Annotated in this window: 13 protein-coding genes and 2 tRNA genes; 7 read left to right on the plus strand and 8 right to left on the minus strand. The window is 53.9% G+C overall.

Annotated elements, in window-relative coordinates:
- Positions 1-19 precede the first annotated feature (19 nt).
- Together xni and HMPREF3119_RS01190 are read left to right on the plus strand one after the other, a co-directional pair.
- Entirely contained in the window at positions 20-787 is a 768-nt protein-coding gene (gene xni / locus HMPREF3119_RS01185; RefSeq protein ID WP_070578091.1) for a flap endonuclease Xni, read from the plus strand.
- A gap of 145 nt (positions 788-932) precedes the next feature.
- Complete coding sequence (locus HMPREF3119_RS01190; protein ID WP_046024425.1) at positions 933-1628, plus strand: DUF3592 domain-containing protein; 696 nt, start codon at positions 933-935, stop codon at positions 1626-1628.
- A 39-nt stretch (positions 1629-1667) separates the two neighbouring features.
- Here the strand turns inward: HMPREF3119_RS01190 and rlmM are convergent, their stop codons facing one another.
- The 3 genes from rlmM to HMPREF3119_RS01205 are packed head-to-tail and all read right to left on the minus strand — an operon-like array spanning position 1668 to position 4106.
- Positions 1668-2765, minus strand: a complete 1098-nt coding sequence (rlmM, locus tag HMPREF3119_RS01195) for a 23S rRNA (cytidine(2498)-2'-O)-methyltransferase RlmM (protein ID WP_070578094.1) — start codon at positions 2763-2765, stop codon at positions 1668-1670.
- Positions 2758-3153, minus strand: coding sequence for a DUF423 domain-containing protein (locus HMPREF3119_RS01200; protein ID WP_015422457.1), 396 nt, complete (start codon positions 3151-3153; stop codon positions 2758-2760). The genes rlmM and HMPREF3119_RS01200 overlap by 8 nt, the downstream gene beginning before the upstream one ends.
- Positions 3154-3179: 26 nt before the next feature.
- Positions 3180-4106: a transcriptional regulator GcvA gene (locus HMPREF3119_RS01205; protein WP_004242201.1), complete on the minus strand. Its 927-nt coding sequence runs from the start codon at positions 4104-4106 to the stop codon at positions 3180-3182.
- 510 nt (positions 4107-4616) lie between these two features.
- On the opposite strand from HMPREF3119_RS01205, the gene csdA reads away from it, so the two are divergent.
- Both csdA and csdE read left to right on the plus strand, forming a co-directional pair.
- Positions 4617-5828, plus strand: a complete 1212-nt coding sequence (gene csdA, locus HMPREF3119_RS01210; RefSeq protein ID WP_070578097.1) for a cysteine desulfurase CsdA — start codon at positions 4617-4619, stop codon at positions 5826-5828.
- 9 nt (positions 5829-5837) lie between these two features.
- Positions 5838-6284, plus strand: coding sequence for a cysteine desulfurase sulfur acceptor subunit CsdE (gene csdE / locus HMPREF3119_RS01215; protein WP_070578100.1), 447 nt, complete (start codon positions 5838-5840; stop codon positions 6282-6284).
- 5 nt (positions 6285-6289) lie between these two features.
- Here csdE and tcdA read toward each other — a convergent pair whose 3' ends face one another.
- Positions 6290-7108: a tRNA cyclic N6-threonylcarbamoyladenosine(37) synthase TcdA gene (gene tcdA, locus HMPREF3119_RS01220; protein ID WP_036417853.1), complete on the minus strand. Its 819-nt coding sequence runs from the start codon at positions 7106-7108 to the stop codon at positions 6290-6292.
- A gap of 88 nt (positions 7109-7196) precedes the next feature.
- Positions 7197-8294, minus strand: coding sequence for a murein transglycosylase A (gene mltA, locus HMPREF3119_RS01225; RefSeq protein ID WP_004242199.1), 1098 nt, complete (start codon positions 8292-8294; stop codon positions 7197-7199).
- 229 nt (positions 8295-8523) lie between these two features.
- Between mltA and HMPREF3119_RS01230 the strand changes: the two genes are divergently transcribed.
- Together HMPREF3119_RS01230 and HMPREF3119_RS01235 are read left to right on the plus strand one after the other, a co-directional pair.
- Positions 8524-8600: transfer RNA gene (locus tag HMPREF3119_RS01230), tRNA-Met, on the plus strand.
- Positions 8601-8626: 26 nt separating this feature from the next.
- Positions 8627-8703, plus strand: a tRNA-Met gene (locus tag HMPREF3119_RS01235).
- Positions 8704-8856: 153 nt separating this feature from the next.
- On the opposite strand, the gene amiC is transcribed toward HMPREF3119_RS01235, so the two are convergent.
- The gene (gene amiC / locus HMPREF3119_RS01240; protein ID WP_004237199.1) at positions 8857-10107 is read right to left on the minus strand and encodes an N-acetylmuramoyl-L-alanine amidase AmiC; all 1251 of its coding nucleotides are present in this window, start codon (positions 10105-10107) and stop codon (positions 8857-8859) included.
- A gap of 279 nt (positions 10108-10386) precedes the next feature.
- On the opposite strand from amiC, the gene argA reads away from it, so the two are divergent.
- Complete coding sequence (gene argA, locus HMPREF3119_RS01245) at positions 10387-11715, plus strand: amino-acid N-acetyltransferase (protein ID WP_004242197.1); 1329 nt, start codon at positions 10387-10389, stop codon at positions 11713-11715.
- Positions 11716-11724: 9 nt separating this feature from the next.
- On the opposite strand, the gene recD is transcribed toward argA, so the two are convergent.
- Both recD and recB read right to left on the minus strand, forming a co-directional pair.
- Positions 11725-13557 (minus strand): exodeoxyribonuclease V subunit alpha, encoded by a 1833-nt coding sequence (gene recD / locus HMPREF3119_RS01250; RefSeq protein WP_070578104.1) that lies wholly within the window; start codon positions 13555-13557, stop codon positions 11725-11727.
- Positions 13557-17174, minus strand: a complete 3618-nt coding sequence (recB, locus tag HMPREF3119_RS01255; protein ID WP_070578107.1) for an exodeoxyribonuclease V subunit beta — start codon at positions 17172-17174, stop codon at positions 13557-13559. The genes recD and recB overlap by 1 nt, the downstream gene beginning before the upstream one ends.
- Between the last annotated feature and the right edge of the window lies 1 nt (position 17175).

Genomic DNA, 17175 nt, shown 5'->3' on the forward strand with positions numbered 1-17175 from the left:
GAAATTATATATAGCGACTATGATCCATTTACTGATTATCGATGCAATGAATCTGATCCGCCGGATCTACGCCGTGCAGAGCCAGTCCGGCCTGCTGGTCTGTGAGCAGGCGCTGATACAGATCCTGAATCATGCACAACCGACACACGCGGTCACCGTCTTTGATGAGGACGACCGCAGTCACAGCTGGCGTCATCAACTGCTGCCGGGTTACAAAGCGGGACGCAGTGAGATGCCGGAGGTTGTCCGGCAGGAACTGCCGCTGCTGCGGGAGATGTTTGCCCGTCACGGCATCCGGGCATGGCATTCCGAAGGGGATGAGGCGGATGACCTCGCCGCCACACTGGCGCACAAAGTCGGTCAGGCGGGACACCGGGTGACGATTGTCTCCACCGACAAAGGCTATTGCCAGCTGCTCTCCCCGCAGATTCAGATCCGCGACTATTTTCAGAAACGCTGGCTCGATATGCCGTTTATTGCCGCCGAATTTGGTGTTACCGCGCAGCAATTACCGGACTTCTGGGGCTTAAGCGGCATCAGCAGCAGTAAAATTCCCGGCATCACCGGTATCGGCCCGAAAACAGCGGCCACACTGCTTAGCACCTTTGCTGACCTGGACTCACTTTACAGCGACATTGACCGGGTACCGGAAAAATGGCGTCAGAAACTGATCGACGGAAAAGCCATGGCTTACAGCTGCCGTGACGTCGCCACCCTGAAGCGGGATCTGCATTTACAGGGCAATCTCAGCCAGTTGCGCTTACCAGCGGGAAACAGCAGCTCTTAAACCAGACAACGGAGTGCCTGTGTTTACTCAGCTTCGTTCGGAATAATCCCGGTCAAATTTAGCTTAAGTTAAAATCGTTAGATAAACCGGCGGACATCCCCTACACTCGGTTTTATTAATATATTAACCAGCTAGCGGATGGCTTATGTTTACGAAAGCACGCATTATTTTAGGGTTTTTTGCTGTTATTGGTTTGCTGATGCTGATGGGCGGCAGTTACTTTTACCTTTCCGGTTATTCACAGGAAAAAAGCGGAATAGTGGTCACCGGACAAATTATCGATCTGTCTGTTCATCGCTCTGATGACGGTACTACTTATTGTCCTGTGGTGAAATACACTGACGGGCAGGAAGAGTATGTCATGGAGTCCTCTTATTGCAGCAGCGGTTACCACAATGCACCGGGTGACGATATTGATGTTATTTACCAGCCGGGCAACCCGGATAACGCGGTGATCCACTCTTTCGGCGGTCTGTACGGAGGAGCCGTGATTCTTCTCGGAATGGGTGCGGTATTTGCACTGGTCGGTACGCTGCCGCTGATTATCATGTATCTGCGGAGTAAATCCGGTCAGCGCCTGCTGCGGGAAGGAATGCCGGTCAAAGCCCGGTTCAGTGAAGTGATCCTGAATACCACGATCAATATCAACGGCCGCAGCCCGTTTCAGATTGTGGCACAAATGCATGACACTGCGGCAAACACGGTGAAACTGTATTACAGCCACAATATTGCGTTTGACCCGTCACCGTTTATTAATCAGGAGTTTGTCACCGTTTATGTGGACAAGAAAAATCCTGATAAATACTACATGGATATCTCTTTCCTGCCGAAAGTGAAGTGATACAAAAAAAATCCCGGCAATCATTGCCGGGATTTTTCATCAGAAGACCCGATCCGGGTTATATGCACCCCACACCCGCTGGACATGCACCGTAATTTCCTCACGGTCATGATACAGATGTTTCGCGTGGATCAGCGCATTCACGCCCTGCTCTTTCATTTCAGCAGCCATTTTTTCGAGGATATGAGATACCTCTTCATAGCGCTTTTTCATCGGCAGTTTGAGGTTGAAAATCGTCTCGCGGCACCAGCCGTTAACCATCCAGGTGGTCATCAGTGCGGCCACTTTCGCCGGTTTTTCCACCATATCGCAGACCAGCCAGGTAATATTTTTGGATGTCGGCACGAACTTAAAGCCGTCCTCACGGAGATGGCGAACCTGACCGGTTTCCATCAGACTTTCGGCCATCGGGCCGTTATCCACGGCCTGAACACGCATACTGTGTTTCACCAGCTGATACGTCCAGCCGCCCGGGCATGCCCCCAGGTCCACCGCCTGTAATCCGCCTTCCAGGCGCTCTTCCCATTCGTCGTACGGAATAAACATATGGAATGCTTCTTCCAGCTTGAGGGTGGAGCGGCTCGGTGCATCTGACGGGAACTTCAGACGCGGGATCCCCATGTAGAACGCAGAGTTATTATTCGAGTAAGAATAACCGACATAGCAACAGCCCGGCGCGATAAAGAAAACGTGAATGACCGGACGGCCCCGGTTCTCTTTTGCCTGCAGCAGTTTTTCCTGACGCAGTGCCGAACGCAGCGGTACCGTGAATTTACGGCAGAACTTCATCAGCTCTTTGGCTTCGTTGGTGTCAGGCACTTCGACGCGCAGATCACCCGCACGCTCCACCACGCCGGTCAGCATCCCCATGATCGGCGAAATCCGGTCATTTTCGGGTAAGTTTTTCAGCAGTTCGCCGACAACTATCATCTGACGGGCAAAAATCAGTTCTTTAAACGGGATCTCTTTTGCAATGCGATCGGCATCATCCGGCTGATAGCATTCAAAAATGACATAACCGCTGTTCTCTTTCACCCGCGGGAAACCAAAAATCTCAAGACGCCCGGCTTTATCCGTGATCTCAGCTGCACACTCTTTTTCAAAACCCGGACGGCAATATAATGCTATTTTATTCATGGCCGGAAGCCACTTTCCTTAGACGCAGCGCGCCAATCAATACACAAAACCAGCCTAACAGGAAACTTACCCCGCCAACCGGCGTAAAATAGGCAAAATATTTCATCTGTAACAGCGCCATACAATACAGGCTGCCGGAAAACAGCAGAATGCCGATCCCGAAAAACAGTCCGCTCCAGTAAAACCACAATACCACTTTGCGCATCAGCACAGCGGCGAGCCCCATCAGGGCGAGTGTATGTGAGATCTGGTACTGGAGACCCAGATTAATCCAGTCCATCTGGTGCTTTGCCAGAACCGGTGTTAAAAGGTGCGATCCGATTGCGCCGAATGCAACATAAAAAAAGCCGCTGAAACCGGCAAAAATTAACATCAACCGACTATTCATTTGCCATACCTTATGTGAAGTTCAGGTTAATCCTGCTCACTTGTCATCCAACCTAGTTTTTCCTGTTCACTCGCCGCCTGCGCCATAATCCACTGACGGAATGCTGCGATTTTACCGGAATCAGCCTGACTGTCCTGACACACCAGATAAAACGCATTCTTACTGACCAGAATATCTTTAAACGGGCACACCAGGCGACCGGCATCCAGTTCATTTTTTGCCATAACATTATTGACCAGTGCCACGCCCTGCCCGTGCACTGCGGCCTGAATCACCATCGCACTGTGGCTGAAAATCGGCCCGTGCTGCACATTAACCTGCTGCTGCAAATCCGCCTGACGGATATACGCCTGCCAGTCACGGCGGGATGAATCATGCAGAAGTGTATGATACGACAAATCGGTCAGCGTTTTGAGCGGCCGTTCACCGGTCATCAGTGACGGCGCGCACACTGGGATCAGATATTCCGCATACAGCCGGTCTGTACGCAGACCCGGCCAGTTACCCCTGCCGTAAAAAATCGCCACATCCACATCATCGGCCAGTTTATCTTCTTCGCGGTCAACCGCCTGGATCCGCACATCAATGCCCGGATAGGCCTGATGAAAGCCGGACAGACGCGGTACCAGCCACTGGATCGCGAAACTCGGTGACAGACTGACTGTCAGCGCCCCTTTGGCACTGCGTGCCTGGAGTTTGCGCGTGGCGTCGTTTATCGCGGAGAAGATTTCCTTAATATCGAGATAATAACTCTGCCCCTCTTCCGTCAGCAACAACGAACGGTTCCGGCGGCGGAATAATTTCAGCCCGAGGAAATCTTCCAGGCTTTTCATCTGATGGCTCACTGCGGCCTGGGTCACAAAAAGCTCTTCCGCCGCCTTAGTAAAACTTAAATGGCGGGCGGCAGCATCGAAGACACGCAAAGCATTGAGCGGAGGCAATCGTTTGGACATTTTCTGGTTTTTCTGTCAGATCCGGATACCGGTAACGTAAGTTTAGTCGGGATTAGTTTTTGTAATCCGAAGCATTATAAATTGTCCCTTGATGATACACCAGCAAATACCTATAGTATGCCCACTTCCTAAGCCGGAACGAAAAGTTGAACGGTAGCGATACTGCAAAACTTTTGGCTATGTGGTTGTGATGTTGTGTTTGCAAGTTGTCCGGGAGTTCCGGACATAGTAGCTTAAGCTACTGTTTTTTTCACTTCCTGTACATTTACCCTGTCTGTCCATAGTGATTTTTTGAATGCACCGCCGATTGCGGTGCTTTTTTTTGCCTTCCGTCCGCAGATACGTTTTCCCCGTCTGGAAAGCCGCCACGATGTTGATTATAGTAAACCGTCGCTGACGGTGCTACCGCCGCGATCCGGCCGGTCACCACCGGGCTCCCGCCTCTGATGTACCGGATACCGCACTTTTTGCATAAGCTCTGTTTATCTCAGACTGCCGTTGATAACACTGATGAAAACCTTTTCTCCCGATACATTCCGCCGCGCCTTTCCCGGGACTGCCGGTGACACTGTTTTTCTCGACAGCGCCGCCACCGCCCTTAAACCGGAGGTGATGACACAGGCCACCGCCCGCTATTATCAGCATGACAGCGGCGCGACTGTTCACCGCAGCCATCACCGGCAGGCCAGAGCCGTCACTGAACAGTTTGAGCAGGCGCGTGACGCTGTGCGGCAGCTGATTCAGGCTGAAGATGCCCGTAGCTGTATCTGGACAAAAGGCACCACCGAATCCCTGAACCTGGTCGCTCAGGGCTTTTTCCGCCCGCGTCTGCAGCCGGGGGATGAAATCATTGTCAGTGAGCTGGAACACCATTCCAACCTGATCCCGTGGATCATGCTGGCACAGCAGACCGGAGCAACCCTGGTGAAATGGCCGCTGACAGCGGACAAAACACCGTGCTGCGATCAGTTGGAACACCTGCTGTCACCGCGCACCCGGCTGGTGGCGGTCACACAGATGTCCAATGTTACCGGCTGTCAGCCGGATATTGCCCGCGCGGCGCAGCTGGCACATCGGCACGGCGCACTGATTGTCGCTGACGGTGCTCAGGGCGTGGTTCACCGTCCGCTGAATGTTACTCTCAGTGATGTTGATTTCTATGCGTTTTCCGCCCACAAACTCTATGGCCCGAACGGGCTGGGTGTGCTGTACGGCCGTCCGGAGCTGCTCAGTGATATGCAGCCGTGGCAGGGCGGCGGTAAAATGCTGACGGATACCGACTTTTTCAGCTTCACCCCGGCTCCGGTTCCCGCCCGTTTTGAAGCAGGAACACCTAATGTGGCCGGTGTTACTGCGTTCGGGGAAACCCTGCGCTGGCTGGATACAATCGATCTCACCGCCGCCCACGATTACACCATTGCACTGTGTGACAGTGCAGAACAGCAGCTCGCGGCACTCCCCGGTTTCCGCAGTTACCGCAGCCCCGGCAGCCCGCTGCTGGCCTTTAATATCGATGGTATTCATCACAGTGATATCGCCACGCTGCTGGCGGAAAAAAATATCGCCCTGCGCCACGGGCAGCACTGTGCGCAGCCGCTGTGTCAGGCTCTGGGCACGGAAGGCTGTCTGCGGGTCTCCTTTATGCCGTATAATCAGCCGGATGATGTCCGTCAGCTGGTGCAGGCGGTACAGTTTGCCCTTGAAATTCTGGCTGACGACTGAGAGAAAAAGATGACACACACATTCCCGGCACACCCGTTCGGCCACACTATCCGCCGTGAGCAGCTCACGGAAACCTTTTCCGCCTGCCGCTCATGGGAGGAAAAATACCGTCAGCTGGTGATGCTGGCACGTCAGTTACCGGCACTGCCGCCGGAAAGCAAAGGTGAAGAGACAGAAATTAAAGGCTGTGAAAACCGCGTCTGGCTGGATGGCACACTCAGCAGTGACGGTACGCTGCATTTTTGGGGGGACAGTGACGGACGGATTGTTAAAGGCCTTCTGGCAATACTGCTGACCGAAGCGGAAGGTCTGACACCGGCTGCTCTGTTATCCGCGGATTTATCCGCAGCGTATGAACAGTACGGACTGAGTGCGCAGCTCAGCCAGTCCAGACAAAACGGGATTCAGGCACTGATTGATGCCGCCCGCGCCATTGCTCAGCGGTTCAGCGCCTGAAAGGCTTATTCCGCCGCAGCACGCTCCGCTTTTGCCACCAGTTTTTTCAGTGCATGAGAGACCGCCACAAACCCGAAGGATGCCGTGACCACGGTGGCGGCACCAAACCCGGCGGCACAGTCCATCCGCATACTCCCTTCCGCACTGTTTTTCATACCACAGGCCGCGCTGCCGTCCGCCTGCGGGTAACGCAGCGGTTCTGTCGAGAACACACAATCAATCCCGAGCCGCCCTTTGCCGTTTTTACGCACACCATAATCTGATTTCAGACGTTCACGCAGTTTCGCCGCCAGCGGATCCTGTAAGGTTTTCGCCAGATCCGCGACCTGAATCTGTGTCGGATCGATCTGCCCGCCCGCGCCGCCGGTGGTGACCAGCGGAATTTTATTGCGGCGGCAGTAAGCCAGCAACGCCGCTTTCGGGCGGACGCTGTCGATAGCATCAATCACATAATCAAACCCCGGGCTCATCATGTCTGCGACATTATCCGGCGTGACAAAATCATCCGTACAATGCACCTCACATTCCGGGTTGATAGCCAGGATCCGCTCCCGCATCACCTCAATTTTCGGCTGTCCGACCGTGCCCTGCATGGCGTGGATCTGCCGGTTGGTATTGGTTATGCACACATCATCCATATCAATCAGTGTAATGGCACCGATTCCGGTACGCGCCAGTGCTTCCGCAGCCCACGAGCCGACACCACCGATGCCGACAACACAGAAACGGGACCGGGCAAATAAACGGAGTGCCTGCTGACCATAAAGACGGCCAATACCGGCGAAGCGCTGTAAATACGCATCAGATAAAGAAGTTTGTGTCATCGGGAACCTGCGGTGTCAGTCACGGAAAAAGAAGGAATTGATGCCGGTGCATACATCGTAGTGAAGTATACACCGCACAAAAGGAAGACTACAGCGCCGGATTCAGGATCGGCGGGATCCCTTTTTTCAGTACCCAGACGCGGCCGTAGTGATTGTAGAAACCAGCCATCAGCCCGGCATCGTGGCCGATACCGTGGTAAATATCGAAGTGATGCCCCTTGATAGCCCCGCCGACATCCAGCGCGATCATCAGGCGCATATCATAACGGCCGGTAAAATTGCCCTGATTATCCAGTACCGGGACTTCCGCGAGCAGCGTGGTACCCGGCGGGATCAGTGTTTTATCCGAGGCCACAGAGGCTTTGGCAATCAGCGGTACCGCGCTCGCCCCTTTCACCGGTGCAAACTGCTTCGGTGTGAAGAAGACAAAAGAGGCGTTTTGCTCCAGTAATTCCTGCACTTCCTGCGGAGAGTGATTATCGGCCCACTGGCGGATCGCCAGCATCGACATATCTTTCTTCTCCACCTCGCCGCGATCGATCAGAACACGCCCGATACTGGTATAACCGTGCCCGTTCTTCCCGGCATACGCGAAAAAGTTCAGCTCAGAACCATCACCGAAATCAATATAAGCACTGCCCTGAACATCCATCAGGAAATTATCCATCAGTGAGTTGCTGTAGGCGAGGACATAGTTATCACTCAGCGCGCCGTTATAAATCTGGGCCCGGCTCGGCAGACGGCTGCCTTTTTTCGGCGGCATGCGGTAGATAGGATACTGAAACTCCCCCTGACGGGTATGACGGGCCTGAACGACCGGGGTGTAATAGCCGGTAAACTGCACATTTCCGTAGTTATCTTTGCCTTCCATCTGATAGCTGTGCAGGTTGAACTGCCGCAACTGTGCGGTATCCGCACCGGAGCGCAGCCAGTTTTCAACCGCACGGAAGTTCTCGCTGTACTGATTGTACAGGCGTGGCGAGGTTGTCCGGATGGCTTCCACCTGTTTCAGAAAGTCCGGGCCGTTGACCGGCACACCGGGACTGTTGACGTTCGCCACTTCCTGTAAATTCTGTGTCAGATGCCCGTCTTTATACTGCTGACCTTTATCTGTCGGACGCGATTCACAACCAACCAATAAAGAAAATAATACGCCGCACAACAAATACCTGCCGGTTTTGCTCATACCCATCCGCCAACCAATAATTTGAATTAATGCAATATGTATGCGAACGATATCAAATCGCTTTTATTATGCAACCGCTTTAATTTTTGCTGCTGAACAATCATCCGGTCAAATGAATAAAAAACACGCAATCAGCCGGATAATTAACCAAATCAGGGGGTAGCATAGCTTTTTATCAAGAAAAAACTTGCATCAGCTCTCATCCTGAGTATAGTAAGCGCCTCACAGACGCGGGATGGAGCAGCCTGGTAGCTCGTCGGGCTCATAACCCGAAGGTCGTCGGTTCAAATCCGGCTCCCGCAACCACCCTTCATATCATTAACAAATTCGGACGCGGGGTGGAGCAGCCTGGTAGCTCGTCGGGCTCATAACCCGAAGGTCGTCGGTTCAAATCCGGCTCCCGCAACCACTCTTCTGACAAATTCTCTGTCAACTTTTCCTGAAAACACACAAAATTCATTCCTGAAAACGATTTTTTTCAGTGCATAACTATGTCTGTACTGTATCTGTCCGTTTCACACCACATCCTTGTGATGCACAATTTCTGTGATAAACCGTATTTTCAGTTGCGTCGTGCGACAGCCCCGCCGTTGGCAAAATACGCCTTAATCCCCAGGAAAATAGAATTTGCCATCTCCTGCTGGAATTTGGCCGTTTTCAGCAGACGCTCTTCCTCAAGGTTACTGATAAACGCCGTTTCCACCAGAATCGACGGAATATCCGGTGCTTTCAGCACCGCAAACCCTGCCTGATCAACCGTGCGCTTATGCAGTTTGTTGACATTTCCCATCCGTTTCAGCACTTCTGAACCGAATTTAAGGCTGTCTTTGATACTCGCACTCTGCACCATATCAAACATGGTCTGGTCGAGGTATTTGTCGCCGCTTTTGCTGACGCCCCCGATTTTATCCGCATCGTTCTGGGTCTGAGCCAGATATTTTGCGGTATTACTGGTTGCCCCGCGCGTCGAAAGCGCAAAGACCGACGAACCTCTGGCAGAGCGGTTGGTAAAGGCATCCGCATGGATTGAGACAAACAGATCCGCCCGCATTTTACGGGCTTTCGCCACGCGCACCGACAGCGGGATAAACACATCCTCGTTGCGCGTCATATAGGCACGCATACCCGGCTCGCGATCGATAAGCGACTTCAGGCGGCGGGCAATCTGCAGCACCACATCTTTTTCGCGGGTTTTGTATTTCCCGATAGCACCGGGGTCTTCCCCGCCGTGGCCCGGGTCAATCATAATAACAATCGGCCTGTCCTGACCGGCTTTACCCGGTTTCGGCGTTTCACGCGGCAGGCTTTCTTCGAGATCACCGCGGTTGTAATCTTCCAGCAGTGCCAGCAGAGGATCGTCTTCTGTCGCAGCACCATTTTTCGGATAAAAATCAAGCACCAGACGGTTTTTAAACTCAGCGACCGGGGTCAGTTCCAGCACCTGCGGGCTCATCGCCTGTTTCACTTCAAACACCAGGCGGACAGTCTGCGGATCATTCTGACCGACACGGATCAGCTTCAGATGCGGATCGCGATCCTGCACCTGCTTATCCATCCCTTTCAGTACACTGTTGAGGTGCACATTCTTCAGATCGACAACAATACGTTCCGGGTTCTGCAGTGAAAACTGCTTATATTTCAGCGGATGATCCGACTCAATAGTCACACGGGTATAACTGGATGCCGGCCAGATACGCACCGCCACAATCTGTGACGACGCCGCAAAGCCGAACGGGCTGATACTCAGCAGACAAAACGCCGCAGCTCCTTTCAGTAACAGACGGCGCGACGCATCATGTTCAGAATGACTCATGAAAAAATATCCATAGCGTAAATCAAATCAACAATAACCGGTGCGGGTTATGAAAACCGGAAAATAAAGAAGCAGAACAATTTATTCCGTAAATAATTTAAACGGCACTTTATCTAATCATTTGCGCCCTGTCATTATGCATTTTTGGCTTATATGGCGATAACGCGGCATAAAACCCGGTGAAATCTTAACCGGCGACCAAAATTTACGCTTGCTATTCCTTTGCAAAAAGAATAAAAATACATAAATTACGAATAAAAATTCACTTGCGAGGGTGTTATGAAAGAGCGCAGTATCGAACTGGTGGACGGATTCCGTCAGTCGGTTCCTTATATTAATGCTCACCATGGCAAAACATTTGTGGTGATGCTGGGCGGCGAAGCTATCGAGCATGAAAATTTTCCCGGTATTGTTAATGATATCGGCTTACTGCACAGCCTCGGCATCCGCCTGATTGTGGTGTACGGCGCCCGTCCGCAAATTGAAAAAAATCTGCTGGCCCATCAGTGCGAGCCGGTTTATCACAAAAATACCCGAGTGACAGATGCGCGGACTCTCGAGCTGGTCAAGCAGGCAGCCGGACAGTTACAGCTCGATATCACCGCCCGTCTGTCGATGTGTCTGAGCAACACACCGCTGCAGGGCGCGCATATCAATGTGGTGAGCGGAAACTTTGTGATAGCCCAGCCGCTGGGGGTGGATGACGGTATTGATTACTGCCACAGCGGGCGTATCCGCCGGATCGATGAAGATGCTATCAACCGTCAGCTCAATAACGGCGGTATCGTGCTGATTGGCCCGGTGGCGGTTTCTGTCACCGGTGAAAGCTTTAATCTGACCTCCGAAGAAATTGCCACGCAGATTGCCGTCAAACTGAAAGCAGAAAAGCTGATCGGTTTCTGCTCTGCGCAAGGTGTGGTGGCGGATGACGGCGGGATTATCTCCGAAATGCACCCGAATGATGCAGAGCACTATGTACAGGCGCTGGAAGGCAGCGGCGATTATTACTCCGGAACCGTCCGTTTCCTGCGCGGCGCAGTGAAAGCCTGCCGCCGGGGCGTGAAACGCAGCCATCTGCTCAGTTACCAGGAGGACGGCGCGCTTATCCAGGAACTCTTCTCCCGCGACGGTATCGGGACACAGATTGTGATGGAAAGCTCGGAACAGACACGCCGCGCCAATATCAATGATATCGGCGGGATCCTCGAGCTTATCCGCCCGCTGGAACAACAGGGCATTCTGGTGCGCCGCTCCCGCGAACAGCTGGAAATGGAAATCGACAAATTCACCATTATTGAACGCGATAACACCACGATTGCCTGTGCCGCCCTCTATCCGTATCCGGAAGAGAAAATCGGTGAAATGGCCTGCGTAGCGGTGCATCCCGATTACCGCAGCTCCGCACGGGGCGAGGAACTGCTGCACCGGGTCACACAGCAGGCAAAGCAGATCGGGCTGGAAAAGCTGTTTGTGCTCACCACCCGCAGCATTCACTGGTTTCAGGAGCGCGGCTTTGTCCCGGCAGAAATTGAAAACCTGCCGGTCAAAAAACAGGCGCTGTATAACTATCAGCGGCGCTCAAAAATCCTGATCCTCGGTTTTCAGTAATCCGCCGGACTAACGTAAACGCCCGCTCAGCCCGCTGTACCGCTGAGTCGGCGTTTTCACTGCCCGCTTAACACACTCTTCCCGGCTGTATATGGTCAGAAACTGCTTCGCCCGCGTCAGTGCCGTATACAGCAATTCACGGCTGACCAGCGGCGAAGGCTGCACCGGCAGCACCAGCGCGGTATGAGCAAACTCAGAGCCCTGTGATTTATGCACTGTCATCACATACGCCGTTTCGTGTGCCGGAAGACGACTCGGGCGGATACTCCGGATAGTGCCGTCCGGCAGCCGGAAATACACCCGCAGCTCATGGTTTTCATCCGTCAGCATAATCCCGATATCACCGTTGAACAGCCCCAGCGGGCTGTCATTACGGCTTATCATCACCGGTTTGCCGTTATAGGCGCGGTGCCGGTGTATCAGCGGACGGCGGATATGCCCCTGCTGATGCAGCAGCCGTTCAATACGCTCATTCAGCCCTTCCACACCGAACGGTCCCTCACGCAGCGCACACAACAACCGGAACTGACTGAAGGCATCAAGCACCGCTGCAGGATCGGCATGCTGTTTCACCAGTGATAAAAACGGCAGATAGGCTTTCATGGTGTCTGTCAGTACCTGAGCATAGCCTTCTTCATCCTCCAGCGGCACATAACGGACATCCGGCCGCTGCCCGCCGAGAACCGCCATGGTTTCCCGGATATCGCCGTTGTTAACTGCGGTGGCCAGTTGCCCGATGCCGGAACCGGCATCAAAACGGAAACTTTTACGCAGCAGGCAGAGGTGATCCTGCACATTGACCGGATGCGCCGGCGACTTATCCGGCAGCACACAGCCGGTCATAGCCTCCAGCGCCTGCCGCCGCTGTGGTGTGTAACCGGATTCAGCAAAACGGCAGATATCCCCCAGCACCGCCCCGGCTTCCACCGAAGCCAGCTGATCTTTATCCCCCAGCAGGATCAGAATAGCGTTCTCCGGCAGTGCATCAATCAGTGACGCCATCATCGGTAAATCAACCATGGATGCTTCATCCACAATCAGCACATCCGACATCAGCGGGTTTTTCTGATGATGGCGTAACCGGCGGCTGTCCGGCTGAGCGCCCAGCAGGCGGTGCAGGGTTTTGGCTTGCTCCGGCATCATGGCCCGCTGTGCATCCGTCAAATCAAGCTGCGCGATCGCCTCACCCAGTGATTCAGTCAGGCGGGCTGCCGCTTTGCCGGTCGGTGCTGCCAGTTCAATCAGCAGCGGCTCAGCGGCGGATTGCACCAGTGCCGCCAGAATACGGGCAACGGTTGTGGTTTTACCGGTACCGGGCCCGCCGGAAATAACGGAAGTCCGGCTGCTGACCGCTACCGCTGCGGCAATTTTCTGCCAGTCCTCCGGTTCTTCCGTACCGAACAATGCATCCAGAACCGGGCGCAGTTTCTCTGCATCAGCAGAAATCCGCTGAGGCCGGGAGAAAAATTCCGCCACCCGGCATTCATACTGCCACATCCGGTGCAGGTACAAATTCTCTTCTGACAGCACAACCGGTGCGGGAAGTGAGCCATCACTAACCGCATCAGAGGCAGACAGCGCCGCTTTTATCTCCGGCAGTCCCGGCTCATTCAGTGCCTCCCAGACAGACTGCATGATCTCCGCATGCCGTCCGCCCTGTTCCGCTGCGGGAATAATCCGCGACAGCGGCAGGCAGACGTGTCCGCCGCCGGTTTGTGCACTGAGCAGGGCAAAGACGAGTTGCAGCAGAGGATGACTGTCCGGTGCCAGCATGGCGGCGAACTGACAGTCCAAGGGACGCAGGATCTGCTCTGCACACAAGATTTGTAAGTGAGTATTCATTAACCTTCCTCCCCTTTAAACAGGGCATCCAGTTGTTCCGTGAATGCCTGCTCCGGGCGATAAAACCAGATCCCCCGGCCGGGATGGTCCGGTGTCATGCCGCGCAGAAAGAGGTAATACACACCGCCGAAATGCGTCTGATAGTCATAATCCGGCAACCGGTGGCGCAGATAGCGATGCAGCGCCAGCGTATACAGCTGATACTGCAAATCATAGCGGTGTTCCAGCATCGCCTGCGCCAGTGCGTCCGGCTGATAATCTGCGTGACTGTCACCCAGATAGTTTGATTTATAGTCCGCTATGTAATATTTACCGTCGTGATAAAACACAAGGTCAATAAAGCCTTTCAGCATACCGGTCACTGCCGCGAAATCCAGCGGTGGTGCCTGTGCTGACAGCGGATCATACTGCCGCGTCAGTGCATCCAGTTTTTGCGCGGTCAGGTCGCCGTCTATCGGCAGGAAAAACTGCATTTCATCCTGTTTATAACGTACCGGGATTGCACTGAGCACCGGCCCTTCCGCAGACAACGGTGTATTAACCAGATCCGTGAACCAGGTTTGCAGGAACGGTGCCCATTCAGCAGAGAATCCGTATGACAGCAGTTGCTCCCTCAGCCACTCAAGTGAGGGCTCACTATCAAATTCAAGCTCTTCAAACAGGCTGTGCAGGAATGTCCCCGCCATCGCACCGCGCGGGAAGGTACCGGCGGTTTGTGCCGTTCCGGTTTCGTCCTGCACTTCACCGAGCGTATCTGTATCCAGTGACGGGCTGAGAGAACGGATCATCGCCATCATCTCTTCCTGTCTGTCCTGTGTATACACAGTGCCGCCGGACGATGCACCGTAACTCAGGCCACTGTAACTGGTCACACGCCAGCGGCTGCTGACATTCCGGGTAAACGGCTTCACCGCCAGGGACGGCGGCTGTGACATACCGGGCTGCCACAGTTGCAGTTGTGGTTCTGTTATCCGGGTGACAGCAACCGGGCTGTCGCCCTGACAAAAAGCATCAAGCCGCTCCGCCAGGGTTTTGCTGTCACATGCCTGTCCGTTCTGAAGCAGATACCCCAGCCCGTTAAGATGCAGGTCGGTATTACCTGTTTTTTTGCGGTTCCCTCTGATAATCGGCGCAACACCCAGGCTGCAATGGTAAACCGCCCGCGTCACCGCCACATACAACAGACGTAAATCCTCTGCCAGACGTTCTTTATCCGCCAGGGCAAGCTGTGTTTCATCCGGTGACAGTGTCAGGCACGGCTCGAAGGTGGTTTCATCATGATAAAGCCGCTGACCACCCGCCTGAAAATTACAGATAAACGGCAGCCACACCAGCGGGTATTCCAGCCCTTTGGATTTATGGATAGTGCAAATCTGAACCAGATGCTGATCACTTTCCAGCCGCATCTGCTGACTTTCTGACTGCGCATCCGGGCGTAATACCTGTTGTGCCAGCCAGCGCACCAGGGCGTGTTCATTTTCCAGCGTCAGTGATGTTTCCTGAAGTAACTCACTGATATGCATGATATCGGTTAAGCGCCGTTCACCGTCCTGCCCCGCCAGAAGATTTTCCGCAATCTTCCGCTGACTGAGCACCCGGCGCAGCATCGGCAGAACGCCCTGCTGCTGCCAGATCTGACCATAACCGGCGAACTCGTCCACCAGCCTGTCACGGGCAGCTTCATCCTGATTCAGTGCATCAATTTGCGCAGCATTCAGACCAAACAACCCGGATGCCAGCGCACTGCGCAACAACCGCTCCTTTTCCGGATTCAGCACCGCCTGGAGCAGCCACAGCAACTCGCGGGCTTCCGGTGTGTCAAACACGCTGTCGCGGTTTGAGAGAAAAACAGACGGGATCGCCCGCTGGTTAAGGGCATCTTTTATCAGTTGTGCTTCCCGGCGGCTGCGTACCAGCACGGTAATATCTGCCGCACTGACCGGCCGTTGTTTCCCGGGCTTGCCAATCAGTGCCGTGCCGTTTTGTCCGGCATCCAGCCAGTCGCGGATCTGCCCGGCACACACTCCCGCCATTGTCCGCTCATAATCCCCGCTGCTGACCCCCTCTGCGGCCTGCCACCAGAACTGCACCGCCGGTTGTGTTTTTCCGCCGATAATAAAAGCGGCCTCATCATTATCCGGTGCGGAACTGACCGGCTGAAACGGGATCTGTTTAAAGCAGAAAGGCTCATCCGCCTGTAAAAACAGCTTGTTGACGCTGTCGACCATCGTCTTCGCGGAACGGAAGTTAGTCCCAAGAGTGTAATGCGCACTGACATCCTGCCGCGCTTTGATATAGGTGAAAATATCCGCGCCGCGGAAGGCGTAAATCGCCTGTTTCGGGTCACCGATAAACAGCAGCCCGTATGGATCTGCCGGTGTGCCGTTGTCACCGGTGTTTTCCTGATAGATAGTGCGGAAGATCCGGTATTGCTGGGGATCGGTATCCTGGAATTCATCAATCATCGCCACCGGAAAACGTCTGCGCAGTGTCTGCGCCAGCAGAGCGCCGTTTTCCTGATGCAGCGCGTTATCCAGCCGGGTCAGCAAATCATCAAATCCCATCTCGCCCCGGGCCTGTTTCTCCTGCGTGATGGTCCGGCGGATCTCATACACCGCGCGGGTAAACAGGATATCCTCCAGCGTCAGTGCCTGTGCTGTCAGTTCCTCAATCGCAGAAAACACCGGATGTGACGGCGGCGTTCCGCCTTTTTTGGTTTTTTCATCCAGCACTGCCTGACTGAAACGTTCTATATTTTTCGGCAGTGCGTAATGTGTGGTTTCGGTTTCCTTCGCCCAGTCATCAATGCCGGCAATCCATCCGGGCACCAGATTAGCGCGGTAACTGCTTTTATTCAGATCAGAGTTCTGAATAAGACTGACAAAATCAACATCACTTTCCCGCCAGCACTGTTTGACCTCATCAATCGCGGCGATAATTTTTTCATGGCGGGAAAGTAATGTTTCATCCGATTCCGGTGCATCTGTAATTCCGGGCAGTTCCCCCTGCAGCCAGGGGTAAATATCCCGCAGCAGCGCCTCAGGATCAGACCAGAGCTGTGTAATGGCTCTGGCCAGTTCAACCGGCAGCGGGTAACAATGACGCCGCCAGAAGTCCTCGCAGGCCTGTTTACGGACAGGATGCTCATCCTGAATCAGCGTTTGTTCAAAGAGCACGCCGGATTCAAAGGCGTTGTGTGTCAGCATACGCTGACAAAAACCGTGGATGGTAAAAATGGCGGCTTCATCCATCTGCCGTTCAGCCAGCAGCAGGCGCTGAGCAGCACTTTGTTTATCCTCAATCAGCGCCAGAAGCGGACCGAATCCGTAATCCTCCCCCGGTTCCCCGCCTTCTTCATGACGCAGACAGGCGATCCGCAACTTATGGATGTTCTCACGGATACGCCCCCGCAGTTCATTGGTTGCCGCTTCGGTAAAGGTCACCACCAGGATCTCTTCCGCCGATAACGGCCGGACAAATGCCCCTTCACCAATACCCAGCAGCAGACGCAGATAGAGCCGGGCCAGGGTATAAGTTTTCCCTGTACCGGCAGAGGCCTCAATTAACCGCTGCCCCTGCAGCGGTATTGTCATCGGGTTTAAAGATTCAGCCGCCATC

Origin of the sequence: Morganella sp. HMSC11D09, assembly GCF_001807955.1 — a bacterium.
Classification (GTDB): domain Bacteria; phylum Pseudomonadota; class Gammaproteobacteria; order Enterobacterales; family Enterobacteriaceae; genus Morganella; species Morganella morganii.